The sequence below is a fragment of the Blastococcus sp. CT_GayMR19 genome (genome assembly GCF_004570385.1).
Classification (GTDB): Bacteria; Actinomycetota; Actinomycetes; order Mycobacteriales; family Geodermatophilaceae; genus Blastococcus_B.
The window spans coordinates 82,800-103,015 of record NZ_SPQL01000016.1 but is presented as its reverse complement, the minus strand read 5'-3'; the positions used below and the strand labels follow the sequence as shown (position 1 = coordinate 103,015).

20 protein-coding genes are annotated in these 20,216 nt (G+C 72.7%); 13 read left to right on the top strand and 7 right to left on the bottom strand.

Going from position 1 to position 20,216, the window contains the following annotated elements; translation table 11 throughout:
- Positions 1–1,385 (top strand): beta-propeller fold lactonase family protein (locus tag E4P39_RS18810; protein ID WP_167761965.1); only part of this gene is annotated, 1,385 nt, incomplete at its 5' end.
- Here E4P39_RS18810 and E4P39_RS18805 read toward each other — a convergent pair.
- Genes E4P39_RS18805 through E4P39_RS18795 form a run of 3 tightly spaced genes read right to left on the bottom strand, consistent with a single transcriptional unit; the run spans position 1,382 to position 4,553 of the window.
- The gene (locus E4P39_RS18805) at positions 1,382–2,746 is read right to left on the bottom strand and encodes a phosphotransferase (RefSeq protein WP_135138109.1); all 1,365 of its coding nucleotides are present in this window, start codon (positions 2,744–2,746) and stop codon (positions 1,382–1,384) included. The genes E4P39_RS18810 and E4P39_RS18805 overlap by 4 nt on opposite strands.
- Positions 2,743–3,567, bottom strand: a complete 825-nt coding sequence (locus tag E4P39_RS18800) for an alpha-L-glutamate ligase (protein ID WP_135138123.1) — start codon at positions 3,565–3,567, stop codon at positions 2,743–2,745. Before E4P39_RS18800 ends, E4P39_RS18805 begins: the two co-directional genes overlap by 4 nt.
- Complete coding sequence (locus E4P39_RS18795; protein WP_135138108.1) at positions 3,564–4,553, bottom strand: hypothetical protein; 990 nt, start codon at positions 4,551–4,553, stop codon at positions 3,564–3,566. The genes E4P39_RS18800 and E4P39_RS18795 overlap by 4 nt, the downstream gene beginning before the upstream one ends.
- A 459-nt stretch (positions 4,554–5,012) precedes the next feature.
- Between E4P39_RS18795 and E4P39_RS18790 the strand changes: the two genes are divergently transcribed.
- Entirely contained in the window at positions 5,013–5,777 is a 765-nt protein-coding gene (locus tag E4P39_RS18790; protein WP_135138107.1) for a glycerophosphodiester phosphodiesterase, read from the top strand.
- Positions 5,778–5,852: 75 nt separating this feature from the next.
- Here E4P39_RS18790 and E4P39_RS18785 read toward each other — a convergent pair whose 3' ends face one another.
- Entirely contained in the window at positions 5,853–6,932 is a 1,080-nt protein-coding gene (locus E4P39_RS18785; RefSeq protein WP_135138106.1) for an inositol-3-phosphate synthase, read from the bottom strand.
- Between the two features lie 92 nt (positions 6,933–7,024).
- Complete coding sequence (locus E4P39_RS18780; protein ID WP_135138105.1) at positions 7,025–7,630, bottom strand: PadR family transcriptional regulator; 606 nt, start codon at positions 7,628–7,630, stop codon at positions 7,025–7,027.
- A 213-nt stretch (positions 7,631–7,843) separates the two neighbouring features.
- Here E4P39_RS18780 and E4P39_RS18775 point away from each other — a divergent pair, with 213 nt between their 5' ends.
- From E4P39_RS18775 to E4P39_RS18765, 3 genes are all read left to right on the top strand, one after another.
- Positions 7,844–8,257: a DUF5318 family protein gene (locus E4P39_RS18775; protein WP_245159951.1), complete on the top strand. Its 414-nt coding sequence runs from the start codon at positions 7,844–7,846 to the stop codon at positions 8,255–8,257.
- A gap of 159 nt (positions 8,258–8,416) precedes the next feature.
- Complete coding sequence (locus tag E4P39_RS18770) at positions 8,417–10,801, top strand: transglycosylase domain-containing protein (protein ID WP_245159950.1); 2,385 nt, start codon at positions 8,417–8,419, stop codon at positions 10,799–10,801.
- 35 nt (positions 10,802–10,836) lie between these two features.
- Positions 10,837–12,432, top strand: a complete 1,596-nt coding sequence (locus E4P39_RS18765; protein WP_245159949.1) for a glycosyltransferase 87 family protein — start codon at positions 10,837–10,839, stop codon at positions 12,430–12,432.
- On the opposite strand, the gene E4P39_RS18760 is transcribed toward E4P39_RS18765, so the two are convergent.
- Positions 12,427–13,236 (bottom strand): deoxyribonuclease IV, encoded by an 810-nt coding sequence (locus E4P39_RS18760; RefSeq protein WP_135138102.1) that lies wholly within the window; start codon positions 13,234–13,236, stop codon positions 12,427–12,429. The genes E4P39_RS18765 and E4P39_RS18760 overlap by 6 nt on opposite strands.
- A 223-nt stretch (positions 13,237–13,459) precedes the next feature.
- On the opposite strand from E4P39_RS18760, the gene E4P39_RS18755 reads away from it, so the two are divergent.
- The 7 genes from E4P39_RS18755 to E4P39_RS18725 all read left to right on the top strand — a co-directional run bounded on the left by E4P39_RS18755 (position 13,460) and on the right by E4P39_RS18725 (position 18,598).
- Positions 13,460–14,455 (top strand): hypothetical protein, encoded by a 996-nt coding sequence (locus E4P39_RS18755; RefSeq protein WP_135138101.1) that lies wholly within the window; start codon positions 13,460–13,462, stop codon positions 14,453–14,455.
- 174 nt (positions 14,456–14,629) lie between these two features.
- Positions 14,630–14,917: a 30S ribosomal protein S6 gene (gene rpsF, locus E4P39_RS18750; RefSeq protein WP_135138100.1), complete on the top strand. Its 288-nt coding sequence runs from the start codon at positions 14,630–14,632 to the stop codon at positions 14,915–14,917.
- 2 nt (positions 14,918–14,919) lie between these two features.
- On the top strand, positions 14,920–15,420 hold the full coding sequence (locus E4P39_RS18745; protein WP_135138099.1) for a single-stranded DNA-binding protein: 501 nt from the start codon (positions 14,920–14,922) through the stop codon (positions 15,418–15,420).
- 50 nt (positions 15,421–15,470) lie between these two features.
- Complete coding sequence (gene rpsR, locus E4P39_RS18740) at positions 15,471–15,707, top strand: 30S ribosomal protein S18 (RefSeq protein WP_026856604.1); 237 nt, start codon at positions 15,471–15,473, stop codon at positions 15,705–15,707.
- Positions 15,708–15,718: 11 nt separating this feature from the next.
- Positions 15,719–16,165, top strand: coding sequence for a 50S ribosomal protein L9 (gene rplI, locus E4P39_RS18735; RefSeq protein ID WP_135138098.1), 447 nt, complete (start codon positions 15,719–15,721; stop codon positions 16,163–16,165).
- 661 nt (positions 16,166–16,826) lie between these two features.
- A complete protein-coding gene (gene dnaB, locus E4P39_RS18730) occupies positions 16,827–18,209 on the top strand; it encodes a replicative DNA helicase (RefSeq protein WP_135138097.1) in 1,383 nt (460 codons plus the stop codon).
- On the top strand, positions 18,209–18,598 hold the full coding sequence (locus E4P39_RS18725) for a DUF4440 domain-containing protein (RefSeq protein ID WP_135138096.1): 390 nt from the start codon (positions 18,209–18,211) through the stop codon (positions 18,596–18,598). The genes dnaB and E4P39_RS18725 overlap by 1 nt, the downstream gene beginning before the upstream one ends.
- A gap of 262 nt (positions 18,599–18,860) precedes the next feature.
- Here E4P39_RS18725 and E4P39_RS18720 read toward each other — a convergent pair whose 3' ends face one another.
- The gene (locus E4P39_RS18720; protein ID WP_209306615.1) at positions 18,861–19,694 is read right to left on the bottom strand and encodes a GNAT family N-acetyltransferase; all 834 of its coding nucleotides are present in this window, start codon (positions 19,692–19,694) and stop codon (positions 18,861–18,863) included.
- A 71-nt stretch (positions 19,695–19,765) separates the two neighbouring features.
- On the opposite strand from E4P39_RS18720, the gene E4P39_RS18715 reads away from it, so the two are divergent.
- Positions 19,766–20,209, top strand: coding sequence for a hypothetical protein (locus E4P39_RS18715; protein WP_135138095.1), 444 nt, complete (start codon positions 19,766–19,768; stop codon positions 20,207–20,209).
- The last annotated feature ends 7 nt before the right edge of the window (positions 20,210–20,216 follow it).

Here is a 20,216-nt window from a genome sequence, read left to right as displayed (position 1 = left end):
GATCTGTCGCCCTCACCGACCACGGCGGCGGGGCCGCGACCGTCGCCGCCCAGCCCTCGGGCCAGGCAACCGTCGCCGCCCAGCCCTCGGGCCAGGCAACCGTCGCCGCCCAGCCCTCGGGCCAGGCGACCGTCGCCGCGCAGCCGTCGGGCCAGGTGCCCGTCGCCGCGCAGCCGTCGGGCCAGGTGCCCGAGCCCCGCACCGGCGAGCCCCCCGGGAGTGCCCCGCCGGCCGCTCCCCCACCGGAGGGACCTGGACCGGGCGGTCCCGCAGCGACGGTTCCCCCACCGGCCGCGTCCGCACCGTGGTGGAGCCGGTACCTCGCGCTTCTCGTGGGGCTGGCGCTGCTCGTGGTCGTGTCCGGCGTGGCCGTCTACCTGAGCACGCGGCCGGACGGCCAGACCGGCGGCGCCCAGGCGCCGACCGCCTCGGCGTCGCCCTCGGCATCGGAAGCCCCGGCCCCGCCGTCGACGGCGGTCCCGATCCCGTCCATCGGCGCCACCATCCCGGTCGGTGAGACGCCGGGATACGTCGCCGCGGCACCGAACGGGCGGCAGCTCTACATCGCCAACCGCGATGTCGGCGTGGTCACCGTCGTCGACACGGCTGTCGACGCCGTGACGGCGACGATCCCGATCGACGTCGGTCCCCCGCAGTTCATCGCCTTCAGCCCGGACGGCCGGAGGGCGTACGTGAGCGTGTGGGACGAGGCCCGGACCATCGCGGCGGTCAGCGTCCTCGACACGACGTCGAACTCGGTCGTCGACACCATCCCGGTGGACACCCGGCCGTTCCTCTCCGCGGTGTCCCCCGACGGGAAGTGGGTCTACGTGCCCAATCACGACAACGACAGCGTGTCCGTGATCGACACGTCCACCGACGACCTGGTCACGAACATCGAGGTGGCGCCCAACCCGCACTGGGTCGCCTTCACGGTCGACGGATCCCGGGTCTACACCGCCAACCACGACTCCAACGTCGTGTCGGCGATCGACACCGCCACCAACACGGTCATCACGACCATCCCGGTGCCCACGAGCCCGCACAGCATCGCCATGCACCCGACCAAGCCGATCCTCATCGTGGCCACCTACGACGCCGACTCGGCGTCGGTCATCGACACCGACACCAACACCGTGCTCGCGACGATCCCCGTCGGCGCGTTCCCGCAGCATGCCGCGTGGTCGGCGGACGGCCGGTACGCCTACATCACCAACAACGAGGACAACAGCATCTCGGTCATCGACGGGGAGACGTACGCGGTCACGGCCACCATCCCGACCGGCGAGTCCCCCACCTCGTTCGCGGTCCTGCCCGACGGCAGCCGGGGTTACGTCACCAACCTCCGCGACGGCACGCTGACCGTCCTGAACCTGGCGGGTTAGGCCTCTCCGACCAGCGACCGGGGCGTCCGGGTGACGGCGAGGCAGCGGGAGACCTCGTCGAGCACCGCCGCCACCTCTCCGGGACGTGGGCTGTGCAGCCGGTTGGCCCGTCGCGCCGCGATCTTGAGGAGCAGCGCGGCCTCGAACAGGGGGGCACGGCGCGCGATGCCCGCGCAGGTGGCCGCGGATTCCCCGCGCTCGGTGAGGCGGTGGAGGTAGGTGGAGAGGAAGGTCTCCGCGGACTCCTCGAACCACGCCCGGCGACCGGCCCGGCGGTAGAAGAGCCCGGCCGGCCGCAGGTAGGCGAGGAAGTACCCGACGTCGAGCGCCGGGTCGGCCAGGCAGAACTGGTCGAAGTCCACGAGGAAGACGGCGCTGCCCCGGACCATCAGCTGGCTCGGCTTGTAGCTCCCGTGCCCGGGACGAAGGGTGTCCGTGGGCAGGTCGGTCAGGGCGGCGCACAGCGCGTCGCCGACCTGCCGGACCACCGGGGCGAGCTCCGGGACGTACCCCTCGAGCAGTCCGGCGCGCTTCGCCGCCTTCCCCGCCTCGTCGGCTCCGGTGCGCCGGCTCAGGCCGGCGGTGTCGACGCCGCTCGTGTGCAGCTCGGCGAGGGCCCGGGCGGCCCGGCGGACGACCTCGGCCGCGGCGTCGGACCCGGGATGCACGACGTGCAGACCGGAGTGCGCGGGCACGGGGTCGCGGCTGCTCCCGAGGTCCTCGGTCAGCGCCAGCGGCAGCCCCGGCACCACGCCCAGGGGCCGGGCGGTCCACTCGACCGCCGCTCGCTCGCGGAGGCGGGCCAGGAGGTCGTCGGCGGCCTGCGCCTCGTGGGGATCCCGGTAGAGCTTCGCGACGAGGGTGCAGATCCGGGGAGCCGTGCCCGGTCCCCCGGCGGCCCCCGGTGCGCCGAAGCGGAGCCGGTAGCGGAGGACGCACCGGTCCCCCGGCTTGTACCGGACGGGCTCGGCGACGACGTCCAGGAGGTCCCGGTCGGACGGCACGTCGTGGACCTCGCGGGCGGTCGATTCGAGGGCGGCCGCGAGGTCGGCGTGCGCGGAGGGCGCCATCACGGCGTCCAGGTGCGGGAGCTTCGGGTCGACGGGGAACGCCTGGACCGTGGAGCCCGACACCCCGGCAGCGTCGAGACCCTCGAGCAGGGACCGCTCGTCGACGCTGACCGTGTAGATGTCCCCGCGGTCGCTCGGGCCGAAGACAGCCACGAGGCCACGTCCGGGCTTGCGCCGCAGGTACCGCAGCGGGGGCCTGGTCCGGTCGGTGCCCTCGTCGGCGAGGTACCGGTCGAGCGCGTCGGTCGCGCCGGTCACCATCGGCCTCGCCGGTCCGGTCGAGATGCTCATGCCGGCACCGTCCTCGTGGATGCGATCGTCGAGAGGAAGCGGAGCAGTGCCTCGGCAGGCTCACGTGCGCCGCGGAAACCGGGGAACGGGTTGACGTCCACCACCACCGGCCGGCCCCCGGTGATCAGCAGGTCGACGCCGTACAGCTGCAGGTCCATCGCCGCGCCGGCGTCGCGCGCGGTCCGGATCCAGTCCTCCGGCAGATCGGCCGGGTCCAGGTGCTCGTCGGCGCTCTTGTCGATGGCCTCCAGGGCGCTGCGCCGGCGGGCCACGGAGAGGTGCGCGCCGATCACCCACACCTTGATGTCGAAGCCGTCGTTGGCAGCGAACTCCTGGGCGACGACCGGTTCCCCGCCCCACTCGGGCAGCAGCCCGGCAAGCTCCGCCGGGCTGCTCACCAGGCGCACGAGATCGCGGCGGGAGCTGGTGCGGCTCTTGACGACGAGGGGCCACGGCAGCGCGGCTCCGTCCGCGGCCAGGTCGCGCAGGGCGGCGACGGACCAACTGCGGGGGGCCGCGACGCCGGCCCGGTCCAGGGCCTCGGCCGTGGCGGCGCGGTCCAGCGCCAGGGTGGTCGCGGCCGGACTGTTCACGACCACGCTGCCGGCCCGCTCCGCGGTCTGTGCCACCCGCCTCGCCTCGGGCCGGCGGGACTTGAGCAGGACGACGTCCGGCGGCGCCTGCTGACCGGGCTCGCCGCCGTATCCCGCCGGCAGGGTCTCGGCGTCGTAGACCGCGACCTCGTGCCGGCGGCCCAGCTCCGCCATGACGGCGGTGAGGACCGGGTTGGGCGCGGCCTCGGCGAGCAGGTGGATCTTCATGGCCGGGCCTCCGCGACGGTCGTGACGACGGGGCGGTAGACGGTGGGGGACGAGGCCTGGGCGGCGGCCTTGGCGGCGGCCTGGCGCCGGGTCACCCGCAACACGGTCCGGGCCAGCCGCCAGGCGGCCTGCGGGACCTTGCCGAAGCTGGGGAAGTCGTTGACGTCCAGGACGACCCAGCCCTCGGCGGTCTCGACGACGTCGATCCCGTAGATGTCGAGCCCGAACACCCGGCCGACGGCGCGGGCCAGGTTCCGCAGCTCGGGGGTGACGGGGATCTGCTCCTCGACGACGTCGGCGCCCGGGTGCAGCGGCGAGCGCTTCACGGTGGCGAACACCTCGTCGCCGGTGTTGTAGAGCTTGACGTCGTGGCCCGGGTTGGGCAGGTAGGGCTGGACCAGCAGGCTGCCGCCGATGGCGAGCCGCGCCAGCTCGTCGGGGGTGTCCACCCGGTACACGTCCCGCATCGCGCTGCCGCTGTTCGGTTTCACCACCAGCGGATAGGCGTCCGCCGGGATCTGCTCGAGCAGGGTCGACTTGGACGCGAACCAGGTCTTCGGGAAGGGGATGCCGGCGGCCCGGGCCCGGACGGCGGCGACGGCCTTGTCCCGGGCCAGGCGGATCGCCCGGTAGTCGTTGACCGTGGTGACGCCGGCGGCCGCGGCGGCGTCCAGCAGGCTCAGGCCGGGGCCCTCGGAGACGGTCTTGAGCACGAAGGCGTCGTACCGCGCGACATCGGTGGGCAGCAGCTCCCACAGGTCGGTCACGGTGCCGTTCGGCCGCAGGACGTCGACGCTGTGTCCGCAGGAGCGCAGCACGTCCACGACCGCACCGGGCATGACCTCGTTCTCGTACCGCTCCTCGACGATGAAGCACAGCCGCGCCGGGGACGTCAGCAGGACCTCGCCGAACTCGCGGATCGCCGAGACGTCGATCTGCTGGGTCCCGCTGGAGCGGGTCTCGCTGGAGCTGCTCGAGCTCGTCATCTGGTGTGCCGTCCCTCCTGTCCCCCGGCCGGCTCTCGGCCCGGGACCACTCTGGACCCGGCGAGCCCGGCTGGACAGGGCCCCGGCGCTGGAGTCCGGTCGTTCGGGGTGGGAACCGTCGGCCCTCCGGTGGGCCGAGGGGACGCCGGTGTGCGCCACTCCGTGTCCGGTGCTGGTCATCCGGTCCGCCACCTCGTGTCCGGCCGGCGTCCGGCCTGACCGGAACTCTCGGGGCGGCAGCGGGCCCTCCCCAGGCATCCCAGGGGTGGGACGGCACCCCTCGGGGTGTCGGCTTCCACCACCTGGGTGGGGCGGGTGGCTTCCGCGCGGCGGACACCAAGGTGGGTGAGGTCGACACCTCGTGCGGCTCCCGGTCACCCCTGCGGTTGCTACCGGGGCACCTCGCCGCGGCGAACCCTTGCGGTAACGGATCACGGGGACACGCAGACGAGGTTGACGATGAACGAGAGCACCGGCCGCCAGATGGTTTCCTTCCCGGCGGACCCCTTCCTGCCGGCGGAGACCGACCGGGTCCAGGTCCTCGGACACCGCGGGGCCCCGGGAGCGGGCCGGCCGGACAACTCCGTGGCGGCGGTCACCGAGGCCCTGCTCCAGGGTGCCGACGGCGTCGAGGTCGACGTCTGGCTCACCGAGGGCGGCACGCTGGTCTGCACGCACGACCTGCCCAGCGCCGCCGAGCAGGCCGCCCTCGCGACGCTGCCGGAGCTGCTCGCCGCCGTGCAGTCCTTCTCCGGGGCTCAGGTCGTCGTCGAGGCCAAGCCGGTGGCCGACGCCGCCGTCGCCGCGCGGACCGCGTCGGTCCTGGCCGACGTCCTCCGCACCTCCGCCGGGAACGCCGCCATCACCGTCTCGTCCTTCGACCCCGCACTGCTCGCCATGATCCGCGCGACGTGCGCCGACCTGCCGGTCCGCACCGCGCTGCTCGGCCACACCGAGGACCCGGCCGCCGAGGTCGTGCAGCGGGCCTCCGAGGACGGGCACGACGAGGTGCACCTCTCGCTGGCCGGTGTGCGGCAGACGCCGGAGGCCGTCGAGACGGCACACCGGCTCGGCCTGTCGGTCGCGCTCTGGACGGTCAACGACCGGTCGGACCTGCAGTGGGTGGCCGAGCTCGGCGTGGACGCCGTCATCACCGACGACATCCTGACCGCGTGGAGCGAGCTGGACCGGGCGACGATGATCCGGGAGATGGTCGCCGCCTGAAGCGCGTCACCCCCGCCTCCCCCGGTGCTGACGCACCGGGAGGGGACGGGGGTGAGGTGTGTCCCGGGACGGGCGTCAGCGTTCGATGTCGCCCCGGATGAAGGCCTCGACGGCGTCGCGGGCCTGGCTGTCGTCGTACTGCACGGGCGGGCTCTTCATGAAGTAGGACGACGCGGACAGGATGGGGCCGCCGATGCCCCGGTCGAGGGCGATCTTGGCGGCGCGGACGGCGTCGATGATGATGCCGGCCGAGTTGGGGGAGTCCCAGACCTCGAGCTTGTACTCCAGGCTCAGCGGCACGTCGCCGAACGCGCGGCCCTCGAGGCGGACGTAGGCCCACTTGCGGTCCGAGAGCCACGGCACGTGGTCCGAGGGGCCGATGTGCACGTTGCCGGCGCCCATGTCGCGGTCGACCTGGGAGGTGACGGACTGGGTCTTGGAGATCTTCTTGGACTCCAGGCGCTCGCGCTCGAGCATGTTCTTGAAGTCCATGTTGCCGCCGACGTTGAGCTGCATGGTGCGGTCGAGCTGGACGCCGCGGTCCTCGAAGAGCTTGGCGAGGACGCGGTGGGTGATGGTGGCGCCGACCTGGCTCTTGATGTCGTCGCCGACGATCGGCACGCCGGCGGCGGTGAACTTCTCCGCCCAGGCGGGGGTGCCGGCGATGAAGACGGGCAGGGCGTTGACGAAGGCGACCTTCGCGTCGATCGCGGCCTGGGCGTAGAACTCCGCCGCGTGCTGCGAGCCGACCGGCAGGTAGCAGACCAGGACGTCGGCGCCGGACTCGCGCAGGGCCGTGACCATGTCGACGGGCTGCTCGTCGGACTCGTCGATCGTCTCGCGGTAGTACTTGCCGAGACCGTCGAGGGTCGTCCCCCGCTGCACGGTCACCCCGAGAGGCGGCACGTCGCAGATCTTGATGGTGTTGTTCTCGCTGGCGACGATCGCCTCGGAGAGGTCACGCCCGACCTTCTTGGCGTCGACGTCGAAGGCGGCGACGAACTCGATGTCGGAGACGTGGTAGTCACCGAAGCGCACGTGCATCAGCCCGGGCACCGACACGGACTCGTCGGCATCGCGGTAGTAGTGCACGCCCTGCACCAGCGAGGCGGCGCAGTTGCCCACGCCGACGATGGCGACCTTGACGGTTCCCATGAACTTCTCCTTCTCCTGGACCGCGGGGGTCCCGTGGACGCGGACCGCGGGCGGTCCGGTGTCGACGGCGTGACCGGCACGCCGTCCTCTGGTCACTTGGTGCTCGGCGGGGATCCGCCGGGGGTCTCGGGGGGAGCGCCGCCCGCTGCTCCACGGCGCTCGGTGTCGATCAGCTCGGAGAGCCAGCGGACCTCCCGGTCCACCGACTCCAGCCCGTGGCGCTGGAGCTCGAGCGTGTAGTGGTCGAGCCGCTCCCGGGTGCGGGCCAGCGAGGACCGCAGGCCCTCGCGCTGCCGCTCGACGGTGCGGCGGCGCCCCTCGAGGATCCGCAGCCGCACGTCCGACGCCGTGTGGCGGAAGAACGCCAGGCGGACGCCGAAGAGGCCGCCGTCGTCGTAGGCCTCCGGGCCGCTGTCGCAGACCAGCTCGTGGAACCGCTCCTTGCCCTCCGCGGTGATCGTGTAGACGACCTTGCCGCGCCGGCCGGTCAGGGGCGGGGCGTCGGCGGGCAGCAGCGCGTGCGGATCGGGCTCCTCGGTGCTGATGAGACCGGCCGCGTGCATGCGCTTGAGCGCGGGGTAGAGCGAGCCGTAGGAGATGCTCCGCAGCCCGCCGAGGATCTGCGCGAGCTGCTTCCGCAGCTCGTACCCGTGCATCGGCGACTGGTGCAGCAGGCCGAGGATGGCGAACTCGAGCATGTCGCCTCCCTTGGCTCGGTGCTGTCGATGTATCGAGACGATACATCGAAGGAAGAACGGGGCGCTCGCCGGTCATCGGGAGGTCCGGGTCGCGCCGAGTGGGCCCGGAGGGTCCGCGGAGGCGCGACGAAGCGGCTCCACGTGTCGGGGGGGACGGCGATTGGCCGCGGTGCGATCCGGAGGATCGCCATGTTCTTGCGTACATTGGCGCCCGTGCCCGGACGTCGATCCGTCGTGGATTACTCGCTGCAGAGGCGAGCGCTCCTTGCCGACGTCTACGCGGGGCGCACCGGATCGTTCGAGGTGTGTGACGCCAGTCCCTACCTCTCGCGGGCGGCGAAGTACCACGGCGAGGTGACCGACGCCGTCTGCCCCGTCTGCCGCAAGGAACGCCTGACCCGCGTGAACTACGTCTACGGGGACCACCTCGGTCCCACCGCCGGTCAGGCCAAGACCGAGGCCGAGCTCGCCCGGATGGACGCCGCACAGGAGGAGTTCACGGTGTACGCCGTCGAGGTGTGCCGCACCTGCGGCTGGAACCACCTGGACTACTCCTACGTCCTCGGGGCCGAGCCGGCTCCGGGACGCCAGCCCCGGAGGAACCGGCGCCGGGTGGCCACGGAGTAATCCGGTCGTCACCACGGTTGCCCCTGGGGACCCGTCCGTCACATGCGGTGCTGCCGGGGTCGAGGCGCGCCGACGGGCCTCCACCGTTTCCACAGTTGAAGACGCCACGCTGCGACGGCCCCCCGTCGCCGCACAGACATGTCAGAGAGGGGTTCCCGCGTGCCGAGCCACGACGAGACCTCACCGGTCGCGCCGCGCGCCGGATCCGTCCGCCGCCCGCCGCCCGCCCGTACCCGGAGCACCGGGGGCGGCGGCGGCCGGGCCCGGACGACCGCGTCCCGGACCGCTGCCGGTCGTCCCGCCGCGGGCCGGCCGGCCGGCAGCCGGGCGAACGGGGGGAAGGGCACCGGCAGCCGCTCGGCCAAGCCGCGCGGCAAGGCACCGCGGTCCAAGAAGCAGGTCCGCAACCGCCGGCTGAAGATCCTCGGCGCCCTGATGGCCGGGATGCTGGTGCTGCTCGGGGTGTTCGTGGGCGTCGTCTACGCCAGCACCGAGGTGCCCAGCCCCGACTCCATCACCACCGCCCAGACCACCGTCGTCTACTACTCCGACGGCACCAGCGAGATGGCCCGGCTGGGCGACGAGAACCGCACCAACGTCGCGCTGGACCAGATCGCCAAGCCGGCCCAGGAGGCCGTGCTCGCCGCCGAGAACCGCGAGTTCTACACCGACCCGGGCATCTCCTTCACCGGCATCGTCCGGGCGGCGTGGAACAACGTGACCGGCGGTTCGACGCAGGGCGGGTCGACGATCACCCAGCAGTACGTGAAGAACGCGATCCTGCAGAACTCCGACCAGACCTTCGGCCGGAAGTTCCAGGAGCTCTTCCTGGCGATCAAGCTGGACAACAACTACTCGAAGGACCAGATCCTCGAGAACTACCTCAACACCATCTACTACGGCCGCGGCGCCTACGGGATCGAGTCCGCGGCCAACACCTACTTCAAGGTGCCCGCGTCCCAGCTCACGGCGCAGCAGGGCGCGGTGCTCGCCGTCCTCATCCGCAGCCCCTCCCGGTACGACCCCGAGGTCAGCCCGGAGGATGCCCAGGACCGCTGGGGCAAGGTGCTCGACGCCATGGTGGAGGAGGGCTGGCTGACCCAGGAGGAGCGCACCGCGTCGGTGTACCCGCCGGTGGAGCCCAAGGCCGCCGGCTCGCTGGGCATCCCGGCGGGCCCCGAGGGCCTCATCGTCCAGAAGGCGATCGAGGAGCTCGAGGGCAAGCACGGCTACGACGAGCAGCAGATCCGCGCCGGTGGGCTCCGGATCGTGACCACCGTCGACAAGGGCTACCAGGACGCCGCGGTCGCCGCGCGGAACGAGGTGATGCAGGGCGAGCCCGAGCCGCTGAAGGAGGCGCTGGTCGCCGTCGACCCGCGGAGCGGGGCGGTGCGCGCCTACTACGGCGGCGAGTCGGGCACGGGCAACGACTACGCCGACGCCCAGCGGCAGCCGGGTTCGTCGATCAAGCCCTACGTGCTGGGTGCGGCGCTCGAGCAGGGCATCAGCGTGACCGCCCGGCGCGACGGCAGCTCGCCCCAGACGTTCCAGGACCGCGAGGCGCCGGTGCGCAACTCCGGTGGGGTCTCGTGCCCCGCCTGCACGCTGAAGGAGGCGATCACCCGCTCGCTGAACACCACCTTCTACGGCCTGGCCTTCGAGGTGGGGCCGCCGAACGTCGCCGAGTTCACGCGACGGGCCACCGGGCTGCCCGACGTCTGGGAGGGCGGGGGGCTGAAGGGCAAGACGACGCTCGCCAACCCCAACAGCGGCAACGTCGGCTCGTCGATCGGCATCGGCGAGTACGAGATGCGCCCCATCGACCAGGCCGTCGGGTTCGCGACCTTCGCCAGCGGCGGCACCCAGCGGGACCCCTACTTCGTCGCCAAGGTCAACGACAGTGCGGGCACGCTGCTGCTGGAGACCGTGCCGGACCCCGGTGAGCAGGTGATGACCGCCGACGTCGCCAACGACGTGACCTACGGGATCAAGGACGTCGCCGACTACTCCAAGCGGCCGCTCGAGGACGGCCGGGAGGTGGCCAGCAAGACCGGCACCGTCGGCTCCTCCGACACCGACAACTCCGACGCCTGGATGGTCGGGTACACCCCGTCGCTGTCCACGGCGGTGTGGATGGGGAACGACACCCCCTCCGACCCGATCGTCGACGTCCGGGGCCGGATCATCTACGGCTCCGGCCTGCCGGGCGCCATCTGGCAGCGGTTCATGAGCACGGTGCTCGCGGGCACGCCCGAGGAGGACCTGCCCGACAAGGCCAGCTTCCAGGGCGACAGCGGCGAGGGGGTCCCGGAGCCCACGACGGCGGCCCCGCCCCCGACGTCCGCGGCGCCCGCCCCGACGACGGAGACGACCGCCCCCACGGAGGACACGTCCACCGAGACGTCCGTCTCGGCCCCGACCACGCCGACGACGCCCACCACGGGCTCCCCCGCGCAGGGCTCCCCCGGGCCGGCGACCGCCGGCGGGGGCGGCGCGGGCGGCGGTGGCGGCGGAGGTGGCGCGGGCGGTCAGCCGCGGCCCTGACGGGACCGGCGGCCGCGGCACGGCAGACTGAGGCCGTGACGCAGCCGCCCCCCGACGGCCCTCCCACGGACCCCACCGGCGACGTCGCGCCGGTGGGGTCCGTGGCGCCGGCGACGCCGCGCTCCGGCCGGCCGGACCGGGTCATCCCCAGCTGGAGCGACCCGGTGGTCGCCCAGGCGAGCGAGGCGGTCGGGGGACCCTGGGGACGCCACGCCGTCACCGGCGGAGCGCTCTTCTGGACGCCGCTGCGCGTGTGCCTGCTGTTCGCCACGTTCGTGCTGGCGCTGGCCTGGATCAAGCAGGCCCCGTGCGCCGCCGGCGAGTGGAGCGGGTCCAAGCAGTACACCCATCTCTGCTACTCCGACGCGGTGCCGCTGTTCGGCGGGTACGGGCTCGACTCCGGCGACCTCCCCTACCTGGACAGCCGCGTCGAGTACCCGGTGCTGACCGGGGCGTTCATCGCGCTGGCGGCGGCCCTGGCCCGCGGGTACGACCGGGCGGCCGAAGCCGTGGGCATGCTGCCCGACCTGGCGCCCGTCCACAGCTACACCCTGGTGACCTGCCTGCTGCTGTCGGTCTGCGCGCTGCTCGTCACACGGGCCTGCCTGGCACTCGCGGGGCGCCGGCCGTGGGACGCCGCGATGATCGGCCTCTCGCCGGTGCTCGCTGTGCACGCCTTCACCAACTGGGACCTGTTCGCGGTCGCCCTGGCCTGCTTCGGCATGGTCGCGTGGGCCCGCCGCCGGCCGGTGCCGGCCGGCCTGCTGCTCGGTGCCGCCGTCGCGGCGAAGTTCTATCCCCTCCTGATCCTGGGCGCCCTGTTCCTGCTCTGCGTCCGGGCCGGGCGCCTGCGCGAGTGGGGGGTGATGGCGGGGGCGGCGGTCGCGGCCTGGACGGCGGTCAACCTGCCGGTCGCCGTCCTCGCGCCGGACAACTGGGCGTGGTTCTTCGTCTTCAGCCGCGCGCGGGGGGCCAACCCGGAGTCGCTGTGGAACATCGCCCTGCACCTGAGCGACAACCGGCTGCTCGACGGGCCCCTGGCCGAGGGTGAGGTCCCCACCCTGCTCAACGCCGCGGTGACCGTCGCCCTGCTCGTCTTCGGCGCCGGCGTCCTGTGGCTCGTGCTGGCCGCCCCGGTGCGGCCCCGGGTGGCGCAGGTGGCGTTCCTGCTCGTCGCCGGCTTCCTGCTGCTGAACAAGGTCTACAGCCCGCAGTACGCGCTGTGGCTGCTGCCGCTGGCGGTGCTGGCCCGCCCGCGATGGCGGTCGCTCCTGCTGTGGCAGGCCACCGAGGTGCTGGTCTGGGTGGTGACGATGCTGCACTACCTCGGGACGGCCAACCGCGGGATCGAGGTCGAGGACTTCTTCCGCGGCGTGCTGCTGCGCGACGCCGCCCTCCTGGTGCTCATGGCCCTCGTCGTGCGGGACGTCCTGCGCCCCGACGGGGACGTCGTCCGCACCAGCTGGCCCGGTGTCGACGACCCGGCCGGAGGCGTCCTCGACGGAGCGCGGGATGTGGTTGTCGTGCCGAGTGGGGCCCGGAGGGTTCCGCGCAGGCGCGACGCAGCGGCTCATGCCGAGCGGGGGACAGCTCCTGGCCGCGTTGCGACCCGGAGGGTCGCGGAGTCATAGGGCGGCGCGCAGCAGGGCGATCTCCTCGGCGTGGCCGGGGGCGTCTCCGGGGGTCTCCAGGACGATCGGGCAGTCGGCGGACCGCGCGACCTCGACCAGTAGCTCCAGGGGGATCTCGCCCGCCGCGAGCGGGGCGTGCCGGTCGCGGCTGGAACCGTGCGGGTCGCGGCTGTTGTTGAGATGCACCAGGTCCACGCGGCCGGTGATCGCGCGCAGGTCGTCGACGGCGCTGGTGAGGTCCCAGCCGGCCGCCCAGGCGTGGCAGGTGTCGAGGACGCAGCCGGCGCCGAACTCGCCCACGCCGTCCCACAGCCGGGCGATCGCGTCGAGGTCCCTGGCCATCGCATTGCCGCCGCCGGCCGTGTTCTCGATGAGCAGGGGGAGGGCGAAGCCGCCGTTCTTCGCCTGGTAGGTGAAGGTCTTCCGCCAGTTCTCGACGCCGACGGCGGGGTCGTCCTCGGCGAGCACGTGGCCGCCGTGAACGACCATCCCGCGCGCCCCGATCGCCGCGGCCGCCTGCGCGTGCTCGGCCAGCAGCTTCCGCCCGGGGATGCGGATGCGGTTGTTGGTCGACGCCACGTTCAGCATGTAGGGCGCGTGGACGATCACCATGACGTCGCTCCGGAGCAGCGCGTCGGCGTCCGGCCGGGGCCGGGGGCTCTTGTAGCTCTGCGGGTCGGTCAGGAAGACCTGCACGCCGTCGGCAGCCATCTCCGCGGCTCTCGCGAGCGGGCCGCCGTCGTCGAGCTCGTTGTCGCCGGTCAGCCCGGGGCCGACGTGTACGCCGATCGGGTGCTTCGTCATGGGAGCCGAGGGTGCACGGACGGGTGACGGGTCACGCTCGACGAGCCTAGTTCGGCCGCGGGATCAGGTTTACCCGTATCTCCTGCGTCACATCATCGTTGGGGCACGGGGACGGGGTCCCCCCTCACCAGGGGAAACGCGTCCTCGGATCGACGTGGAGGTAGCGGAGAAGATGGCAACCGGTCGGATTCGTCGGAGTGCCCAGCGTGGGATCGCCGCGGCGATGCTCGGATGGCTGGGCATGGCCGGGGCCGCGGTACTGCTCGCGCCCGGCGCCGGCGCGGCGCCCGCGGCCACGGTCGAGATCCGCACCGTCACGCCCCCCGCCGCCAGCGTCGACCCCGGCGGCAGGGTCACGTTCGTGAACGAGGTGGACAGCTACAGCACCGGGGCGGACCTCGGCGTCCTCGGCAGCCTCTCCGCGACGGTGAACACCGATGTCGCCGTCACGTTCTTCGGCCAGCGCCGCGACCTGCAAGCCGGTCAGTCGGCGGCGTGGAACTTCAGCGCCCCCGCGACCACCGGCTCGATCACCTACACCTACCGGGTGGTCCCGGCCGCCGGAACCCCGGCCGCCGTCGTCGACCAGGTGGTGAGCACCGTCGCCGCGGGGCTGCCGGCGCTGCCCGCCCCGACGCCGTACGTCGTGCAGACCATCGCGCCGAACGTCCCCACCCTGCCGTCGGTCAACCTGCCGCAGCTGCCGGCGGTCAGCGTGCCGGCGCCCCCGGCGCCCGGGCCCGCGCCCGCTCCCGTGCCGGTCCCCGTCCCGACGCCGCAGGGCGAGACCCCGCCGGCCCCGCAGCCCGACGGCACTCCCGGTGTGGTCGGGGGCGCCACGGGCCCGGGCTACACGTACGGCACGGGCACCGGGGCCCCGCAGATGTCACCGTCCGACGTCGCGGCCGCCGCGGCGTTCGACCCCGCACAGTTCTTCGCTCCGGGCCGGAGCTCCTCCGGCGCGGGCAGCGGCGGCGCCGGGGGCGCCGGGGGCTCCGGTGGACTGGCGGGCAGCTACGACGGCGCCTCGGTGCCGGTGTTCGGCCGGCTCGCCGGCCTCGACGGCGCGTGCCTGGACGAGACCGCCGCCGAGGAGACCGCCGCGTCGTCGCCGGCCGCGCAGGCGCTGCCCGCAGCGGCACTGGCCGCGGTGGTCGCGCTCGCCGCGGTGACCGCCGCCCTGGTCCGCACCCACCAGGCCGCGCGCTCCTCCCGGTAGCTCCCCTGCCGGGGTCCGCCGGACGGCCTGTGGACAGCGCGGCGGAGCGGATTCCCGGGCGCTGGTAGCCTTCTGCTGCGCGCTCTCGGCAGCTGCCGGGGCGCGCAACGCATGCACGACCCTCCTGCTGCAGATGTCCTGCAGCCGCCAAGACCAGAGGAGGTGGGGTTCTCCGTGCGTCACTACGAACTGATGGTCATCCTCGACCCCGATCTCGAGGAGCGCACCATCGCTCCCTCGCTCGACCGGTTCCTGACCGTCGTCACCAAGTCCGGTGGCACCGTCAAGACCGAGATCTGGGGCCGTCGCCGTATGGCCTACGAGATCAACAAGCAGGTCGAGGGCATCTACGCCATCGTCAACATCGAGGCCGAGCCCGCTGCGGTCGCCGAGCTCGACCGGCAGCTCAACCTGAACGAGTCGGTGCTCCGCACGAAGCTGATGCGTCCCGAGGCCCACTGACCATGGCCGGCGAGACCGTCATCACCGTCATCGGCAACCTGACGTCCGACCCGGAGCTGCGGTTCACGCCGTCGGGTGCCGCGGTGGCCAACTTCACCGTCGCCTCGACGCCGCGCACCTTCGACCGTCAGTCCCAGGAGTGGAAGGACGGCGAGGCGCTCTTCCTGCGCTGCAACGTGTGGCGGCAGGCGGCCGAGAACGTCGCCGAGTCCCTCACCCGTGGCTCGCGGGTCATCGTCAGCGGGCGCCTCAAGCAGCGCTCGTTCGACACCAAGGAAGGCGAGAAGCGCACCGTCATCGAGCTGGAGGTCGACGAGATCGGCCCCTCGCTGCGCTACGCCACCGCGAAGGTCACCAAGGCCTCCCGCGGTGAGGGTGGCGGCGGCTTCGGTGGTGGCGGCGGCGGAGGCGGCTTCGGCTCCTCCGGTGGCGCCGGTGGCGGCGGCGGGAGCAGCGACCCCTGGTCGACGCCCGCCGGTCCGTCCGACGAGCCTCCCTTCTGATCCTTCCTCCCTAGAACCTCCCCCGAACGTCTCTGTATCTGGAGAACCCTGTGCCCAAGCCCCCCATCCGCAAGGTCAAGAAGAAGGTCTGCCAGTTCTGCAAGGACAAGGCGACCTACGTCGACTACAAGGACACGACGCTGCTGCGGAAGTTCATCTCCGACCGCGGCAAGATCCGTGCCCGCCGCGTCAGCGGCAACTGCAGCCAGCACCAGCGTGACGTCGCCGTGGCCGTGAAGAACAGCCGCGAGATGGCACTGCTGCCCTACACCTCGACGGCGCGCTGACCATGAGCCAGATGAAGCTGATCCTCACGCAGGAGGTCACCGGTCTCGGTTCCTCCGGTGACACCGTCGAGGTCAAGGGCGGCTACGGCCGCAACTACCTCCTGCCCCGCGGCCTGGCCATCCTGGCCACCCGCGGAGCCGAGAAGCAGATCGAGTCGCTCCGCCGGGCGCGTGCCGCCCGCGACGTGCGCTCGAACGAGGAGGCGCAGGCCGTCGCCGGGCAGCTGTCCGGCCTGACCGTCCGCGTGCCGGCACGGGCCGGTGAGGGCGGCCGCCTGTTCGGGCGGGTCACCACGGCCGACGTCGCCGCGGCGGTCACCGCCGCCGGCGGCCCGGAGCTGGACCGTCGCCGGATCGAGCTGCCCAGCAGCATCAAGACGACCGGCCAGCACACCGTCACCGTGCGGGTGCACGCCGAGGTCAGCACCCAGCTGACCATCGAGGTCGTCGCCGCCTGACAGCCGCGGCCAGGCGGCCGGTACGGCCTGGCCGTTCGCACGAGCACTGCCCGCGAGGGGCGTCGGACTCCGGTCCGGCGCCCCTCGCGCGTTCTCCACGGGACCGCCAAGCGCCCTGAGCGCGCCGTGGCCGGTGCCCCTGACCCCAGCGGTCCCCCGGGCATGGTCACCGGCGGGCGACGGGCTCTGCGGGGCGCTGACCGGTCCGGGCGCGTTCCCGATGTGGATCCGGAGCCCGCCCCGGGCCGCCCGGCCGCCCACGACGCCCCCTGTGGCTCGTGGGGCGCGTCGCGAAAAATTGTTGAGAAGTTTCTTCCGTCCACAGCCGCGGGGAACCCTTCGTGCAGGTGAGCGGCGGGCATCCCCCGGATGGCCGGGACGTGTCCCCCGCCGTCTCCACATGTCGACAGGCGTCCGTCCACCGACTTGTCCACAAGTTGTGCAGATCGACGCCCACACCGGTGTTGGACGGCGGCCCTCCTGGTTCCTAACGTCCTCCCCAGCTCCCGCCGGGTGCCGAACCCCGGCACTCCCGATCGTGGGTCCGCCGAACTTGTCGGTGCCCGGCGGTAGCAATGACCGAACACACGTTCGGTCCGGCGGCGCCCGCCGAACTCCCGGCTTCCCCACGGAGTGGTGGTGCGGGCGCGCCGGCAAGGAGATGGAGGAATCCGTGGCGCTGGCCGACGACTTCAGCCGGCCGTCCGTGACGGCGCCGGCCTACGACCGGCAGCCGCCGCAGGACGTCGCCGCGGAGCAGTCGGTGCTCGGCGGCATGCTGCTGAGCAAGGACGCGATCGCCGACGTCGTGGAGGCGCTGCACGGGCCCGACTTCTACCGGCCCGCCCACCAGGTCATCTTCGACTGCATCCTCGACCTCTACGGCCGGGGCGAGCCGGCGGACGCGATCACCGTCGCCGCCGAGCTCAACCGCACCGACCAGCTGTCCAAGATGGGCGGCGCGGTCTACCTGCACACGCTCATCGCCTCCACGCCGACGGCGGCCAACGCCGGCTACTACGCGGCGATCGTGGCCGAGCAGGCCGTGCTGCGCCGCCTGGTCGAGGCCGGCACCCGCGTCGTCCAGCTCGGCTACGGCGCGGCCGGCGGCAAGGGCGATGTCGACGACATCGTCGACCGGGCGCAGCAGGAGATCTACGACGTCACCGAGAAGCGGATGAGCGAGGACTACTCGCGTCTCGAGGACATCCTGCAGCCGACGATGGACGAGCTGGACGCCATCGCGTCCCGGGGCGGGGTCAGCCGCGGTGTCCCGACGGGCATCCGCGACCTCGACGAGCTGACCAACGGTCTGCAGGCCGGCCAGATGATCGTCATCGCGGCTCGTCCCGGCGTGGGCAAATCGACCCTAGGTCTGGATATCGCACGGTCCTGTTCCGTGAAGCATCATCTGCCGGCGGCCATCTTCAGCCTGGAGATGAGCAAGCACGAGATCACCATGCGTCTGCTGTCGGCCGAGGCGAAGGTGCCGCTGCACCACATGCGCGCCGGGTCGCTGTCGGACGAGGACTGGTCGAAGCTGGCCCGCCGGATGGGCGAGATCGCCGACGCACCGCTCTACATCGACGACTCACCGAACATGACGATGATGGAGATCCGGGCCAAGGCGCGGCGGCTTAAGCAGCGCAACGACCTCAAGCTCGTGGTCATCGACTACCTGCAGCTGATGACGTCGGGCAAGCGGGTCGAGAGCCGCCAGCAGGAGGTCTCCGAGTTCTCCCGTGCGCTCAAGCTGCTGGCCAAGGAGCTCGAGGTCCCGGTCATCGCGATGTCGCAGCTGAACCGTGGGTCGGAGCAGCGTCAGGACAAGAAGCCGATGCTGTCCGACCTCCGTGAGTCCGGCTCGATCGAGCAGGACGCCGACATGGTCATGATGATCCACCGCGAGGACATGTACGAGAAGGAGTCCCCACGGGCGGGCGAGGCCGACATCATGCTGGTCAAGCACCGTAACGGGCCCACCGCCAACGTCACGGTCGCCTTCCAGGGTCACTACAGCCGCTTCGTGGACATGGCCAACTGATGGCCGCCGTCCAGCTGACCAGTCCGCCCGCGCGGCCCACCGAGGCCGATCTCCGGGACGTCGTCGAGCGCGAGCTGACCCTGCTGGAGCCCGACGTCCGGCGGGACGCCGAGCGCGTCCGGGCATTGCTACACCCGGGCTTCCTGGAGCGCGGCGCGTCCGGGCGGGTGCGGGACCCCGAGTCGATCACCGCGGTCACGAGCGGCGCGGACGCCCCGGTCCAGGCCGCCGACCTGCGGACCCGCTACCTCGGCGCGGACGCCGTGCTGGTCACCTACCGGTCGCGCGAGCCCGGCCGGGAGGCGCTGCGCAGCTCGGTGTGGCTGCGCGACCCCGAGGCCCGATGGCTGCTGCTGTTCCACCAGGGCACCCCGAGCGTGGCCGCATGATGCCCGCGCCGGGCGGTCCCGAGCCGATCGGTCGGGTTGCCTTCTCATCGGACGACGCCTCCCCCAGCCGGGCACGGCTGGGCCGGGTGGCCGCGATGATCGCCGACGCGGAGCGGGCCACGCCCACCAGCAGGCGCCGGGCGGAGTACCAGGTCGCGGGTGTCGTCATCCCCCTGCTGCCCCGGCGTCCCAGGATCACGGTGCCGAGGCCGCGCACCGATGGGGACGTCCTACGGATCGCACGGAGCGCGACTCCGACGGGCTAGGAGCTGTCCTGCGCGCCTGACGGAGACAGCGGACCGGCAGGCGTCGCCTCCTCGGATTTGCTGCCGTACGTCCACGGGGTCGTCCCGGTGAGCGGGTGGAAGCCCATCCGCTCCAGGATCGGGCGACTCGTGGGCAGGGCGTCCACCTGCAGGTAGCGGAAGCCGCGGTCCCGGGCGAGGACGGCGCGGTGGCCCACCAGGGCGCGGAACACCCCGCGGCCCCGCCACTCCGGCAGCGTCCCGCCGCCCCACAGGCTGGCGAAGTCGGTGCCCTCGTGGAACTCGACCCGGCCCGCCGAGACGGCCGTGTCGCCGGCCCGGGCGAGAACCGCCTCGATCGGCCGAGGGTGGATGCCCAACGCCGTCCGCACCGCCTCGACCACCGACGGGTAGGTGGTGCCCGGACCGAAGACCTCGTCGTGGACCCGGAGCATCGCCTCCACGCCGGCGTCGTCCTCCACGGTCGCCAGACGGATGCCGTCGGGCGCCGGGACCGGCAGGTCGAGGTCGGCGAGGTCGGCCACCATGACCGTCTCCACCGGCTCCGGTGTGAAGCCGGCGGCCCGCAGCCGGTCGGGCAGGTCGGCGGGCCGGTCGTGCGAGTACAGCTTCCACTCGAAGGACGCCTCTGTGGCGCGCGCGATCTCGCGGGCGATCACATCGTCCGCGTCGGCCTCGGACAGCCCGCTCCAGACCACGGACGACCACGACCCGTCGGTGCCGACCATCCGGGTCACTCGATCCTCGTTCTCGACCCGCACCCCCGGACCCGCCACCGGGTGGCGGCGCAGCTGCTCGTCGAGAGCCGCGAGCACGGCGGGAAGATCCACCGCCGCATCGGAACATCTCGATCCTCAGCAGGGCAAACGACTTGTCAGACCCCCGTGGCACGGTGCCGTGCATGAAGCTGCTGACGGCGACGCGCGAGCGCCAGGGTGAACAGGACGGCGACTTCTGCTTCGCCGTCGAAGGCGAGCTGGTCCTGCTCGGCTTCGTCTGCGCGACGGACGAGGCGGATCCGGACGGTGGCTGCGGCTGCGGGCGGGCCTTCTCCGGGATGAGCTCGATGCGGGCCACCACGACGGCGCTGGTGCGCGAGCTCGACATCACCTACGACGACCTGCGGGTGGCGGTGGACGGATATCTCGTCGCGGCAGGAATGGGACCGGACCTGCTCGGCACGGCGGAGTTCGCCGAACTGCTGGAGGAGACGATCGAGGACACCGTGCACTTCGCTCGGTTCTGGCCGGCGGGCGCAGTGGTGGGCAGGAAGCTCGACCACGTCCAGCTGCGTGGGCTGCCCGAGGGCTACGGTCCCCGACCCTTCAGCGTCCGCGACCTCTGAGTACCGG

What these genes read in the sequence shown, in the direction of transcription:
- E4P39_RS18805 (WP_135138109.1), bottom strand. Translation starts at nt 2,746, where the DNA reads ATGAGCATCTCGACCGGACCGGCGAGGCCGATGGTGACCGGCGCGACC.
- E4P39_RS18800 (WP_135138123.1), bottom strand. Translation starts at nt 3,567, where the DNA reads ATGAAGATCCACCTGCTCGCCGAGGCCGCGCCCAACCCGGTCCTCACC.
- E4P39_RS18795 (WP_135138108.1), bottom strand. Translation starts at nt 4,553, where the DNA reads ATGACGAGCTCGAGCAGCTCCAGCGAGACCCGCTCCAGCGGGACCCAG.
- E4P39_RS18790 (WP_135138107.1), top strand. Translation starts at nt 5,013, where the DNA reads ATGAACGAGAGCACCGGCCGCCAGATGGTTTCCTTCCCGGCGGACCCC.
- E4P39_RS18785 (WP_135138106.1), bottom strand. Translation starts at nt 6,932, where the DNA reads ATGGGAACCGTCAAGGTCGCCATCGTCGGCGTGGGCAACTGCGCCGCC.
- E4P39_RS18780 (WP_135138105.1), bottom strand. Translation starts at nt 7,630, where the DNA reads ATGCTCGAGTTCGCCATCCTCGGCCTGCTGCACCAGTCGCCGATGCAC.
- E4P39_RS18760 (WP_135138102.1), bottom strand. Translation starts at nt 13,236, where the DNA reads ATGACGAAGCACCCGATCGGCGTACACGTCGGCCCCGGGCTGACCGGC.
- E4P39_RS18755 (WP_135138101.1), top strand. Translation starts at nt 13,460, where the DNA reads ATGCTCGGATGGCTGGGCATGGCCGGGGCCGCGGTACTGCTCGCGCCC.
- E4P39_RS18745 (WP_135138099.1), top strand. Translation starts at nt 14,920, where the DNA reads ATGGCCGGCGAGACCGTCATCACCGTCATCGGCAACCTGACGTCCGAC.
- rplI (WP_135138098.1), top strand. Translation starts at nt 15,719, where the DNA reads ATGAAGCTGATCCTCACGCAGGAGGTCACCGGTCTCGGTTCCTCCGGT.
- dnaB (WP_135138097.1), top strand. Translation starts at nt 16,827, where the DNA reads ATGGAGGAATCCGTGGCGCTGGCCGACGACTTCAGCCGGCCGTCCGTG.
- E4P39_RS18725 (WP_135138096.1), top strand. Translation starts at nt 18,209, where the DNA reads ATGGCCGCCGTCCAGCTGACCAGTCCGCCCGCGCGGCCCACCGAGGCC.
- E4P39_RS18715 (WP_135138095.1), top strand. Translation starts at nt 19,766, where the DNA reads ATGAAGCTGCTGACGGCGACGCGCGAGCGCCAGGGTGAACAGGACGGC.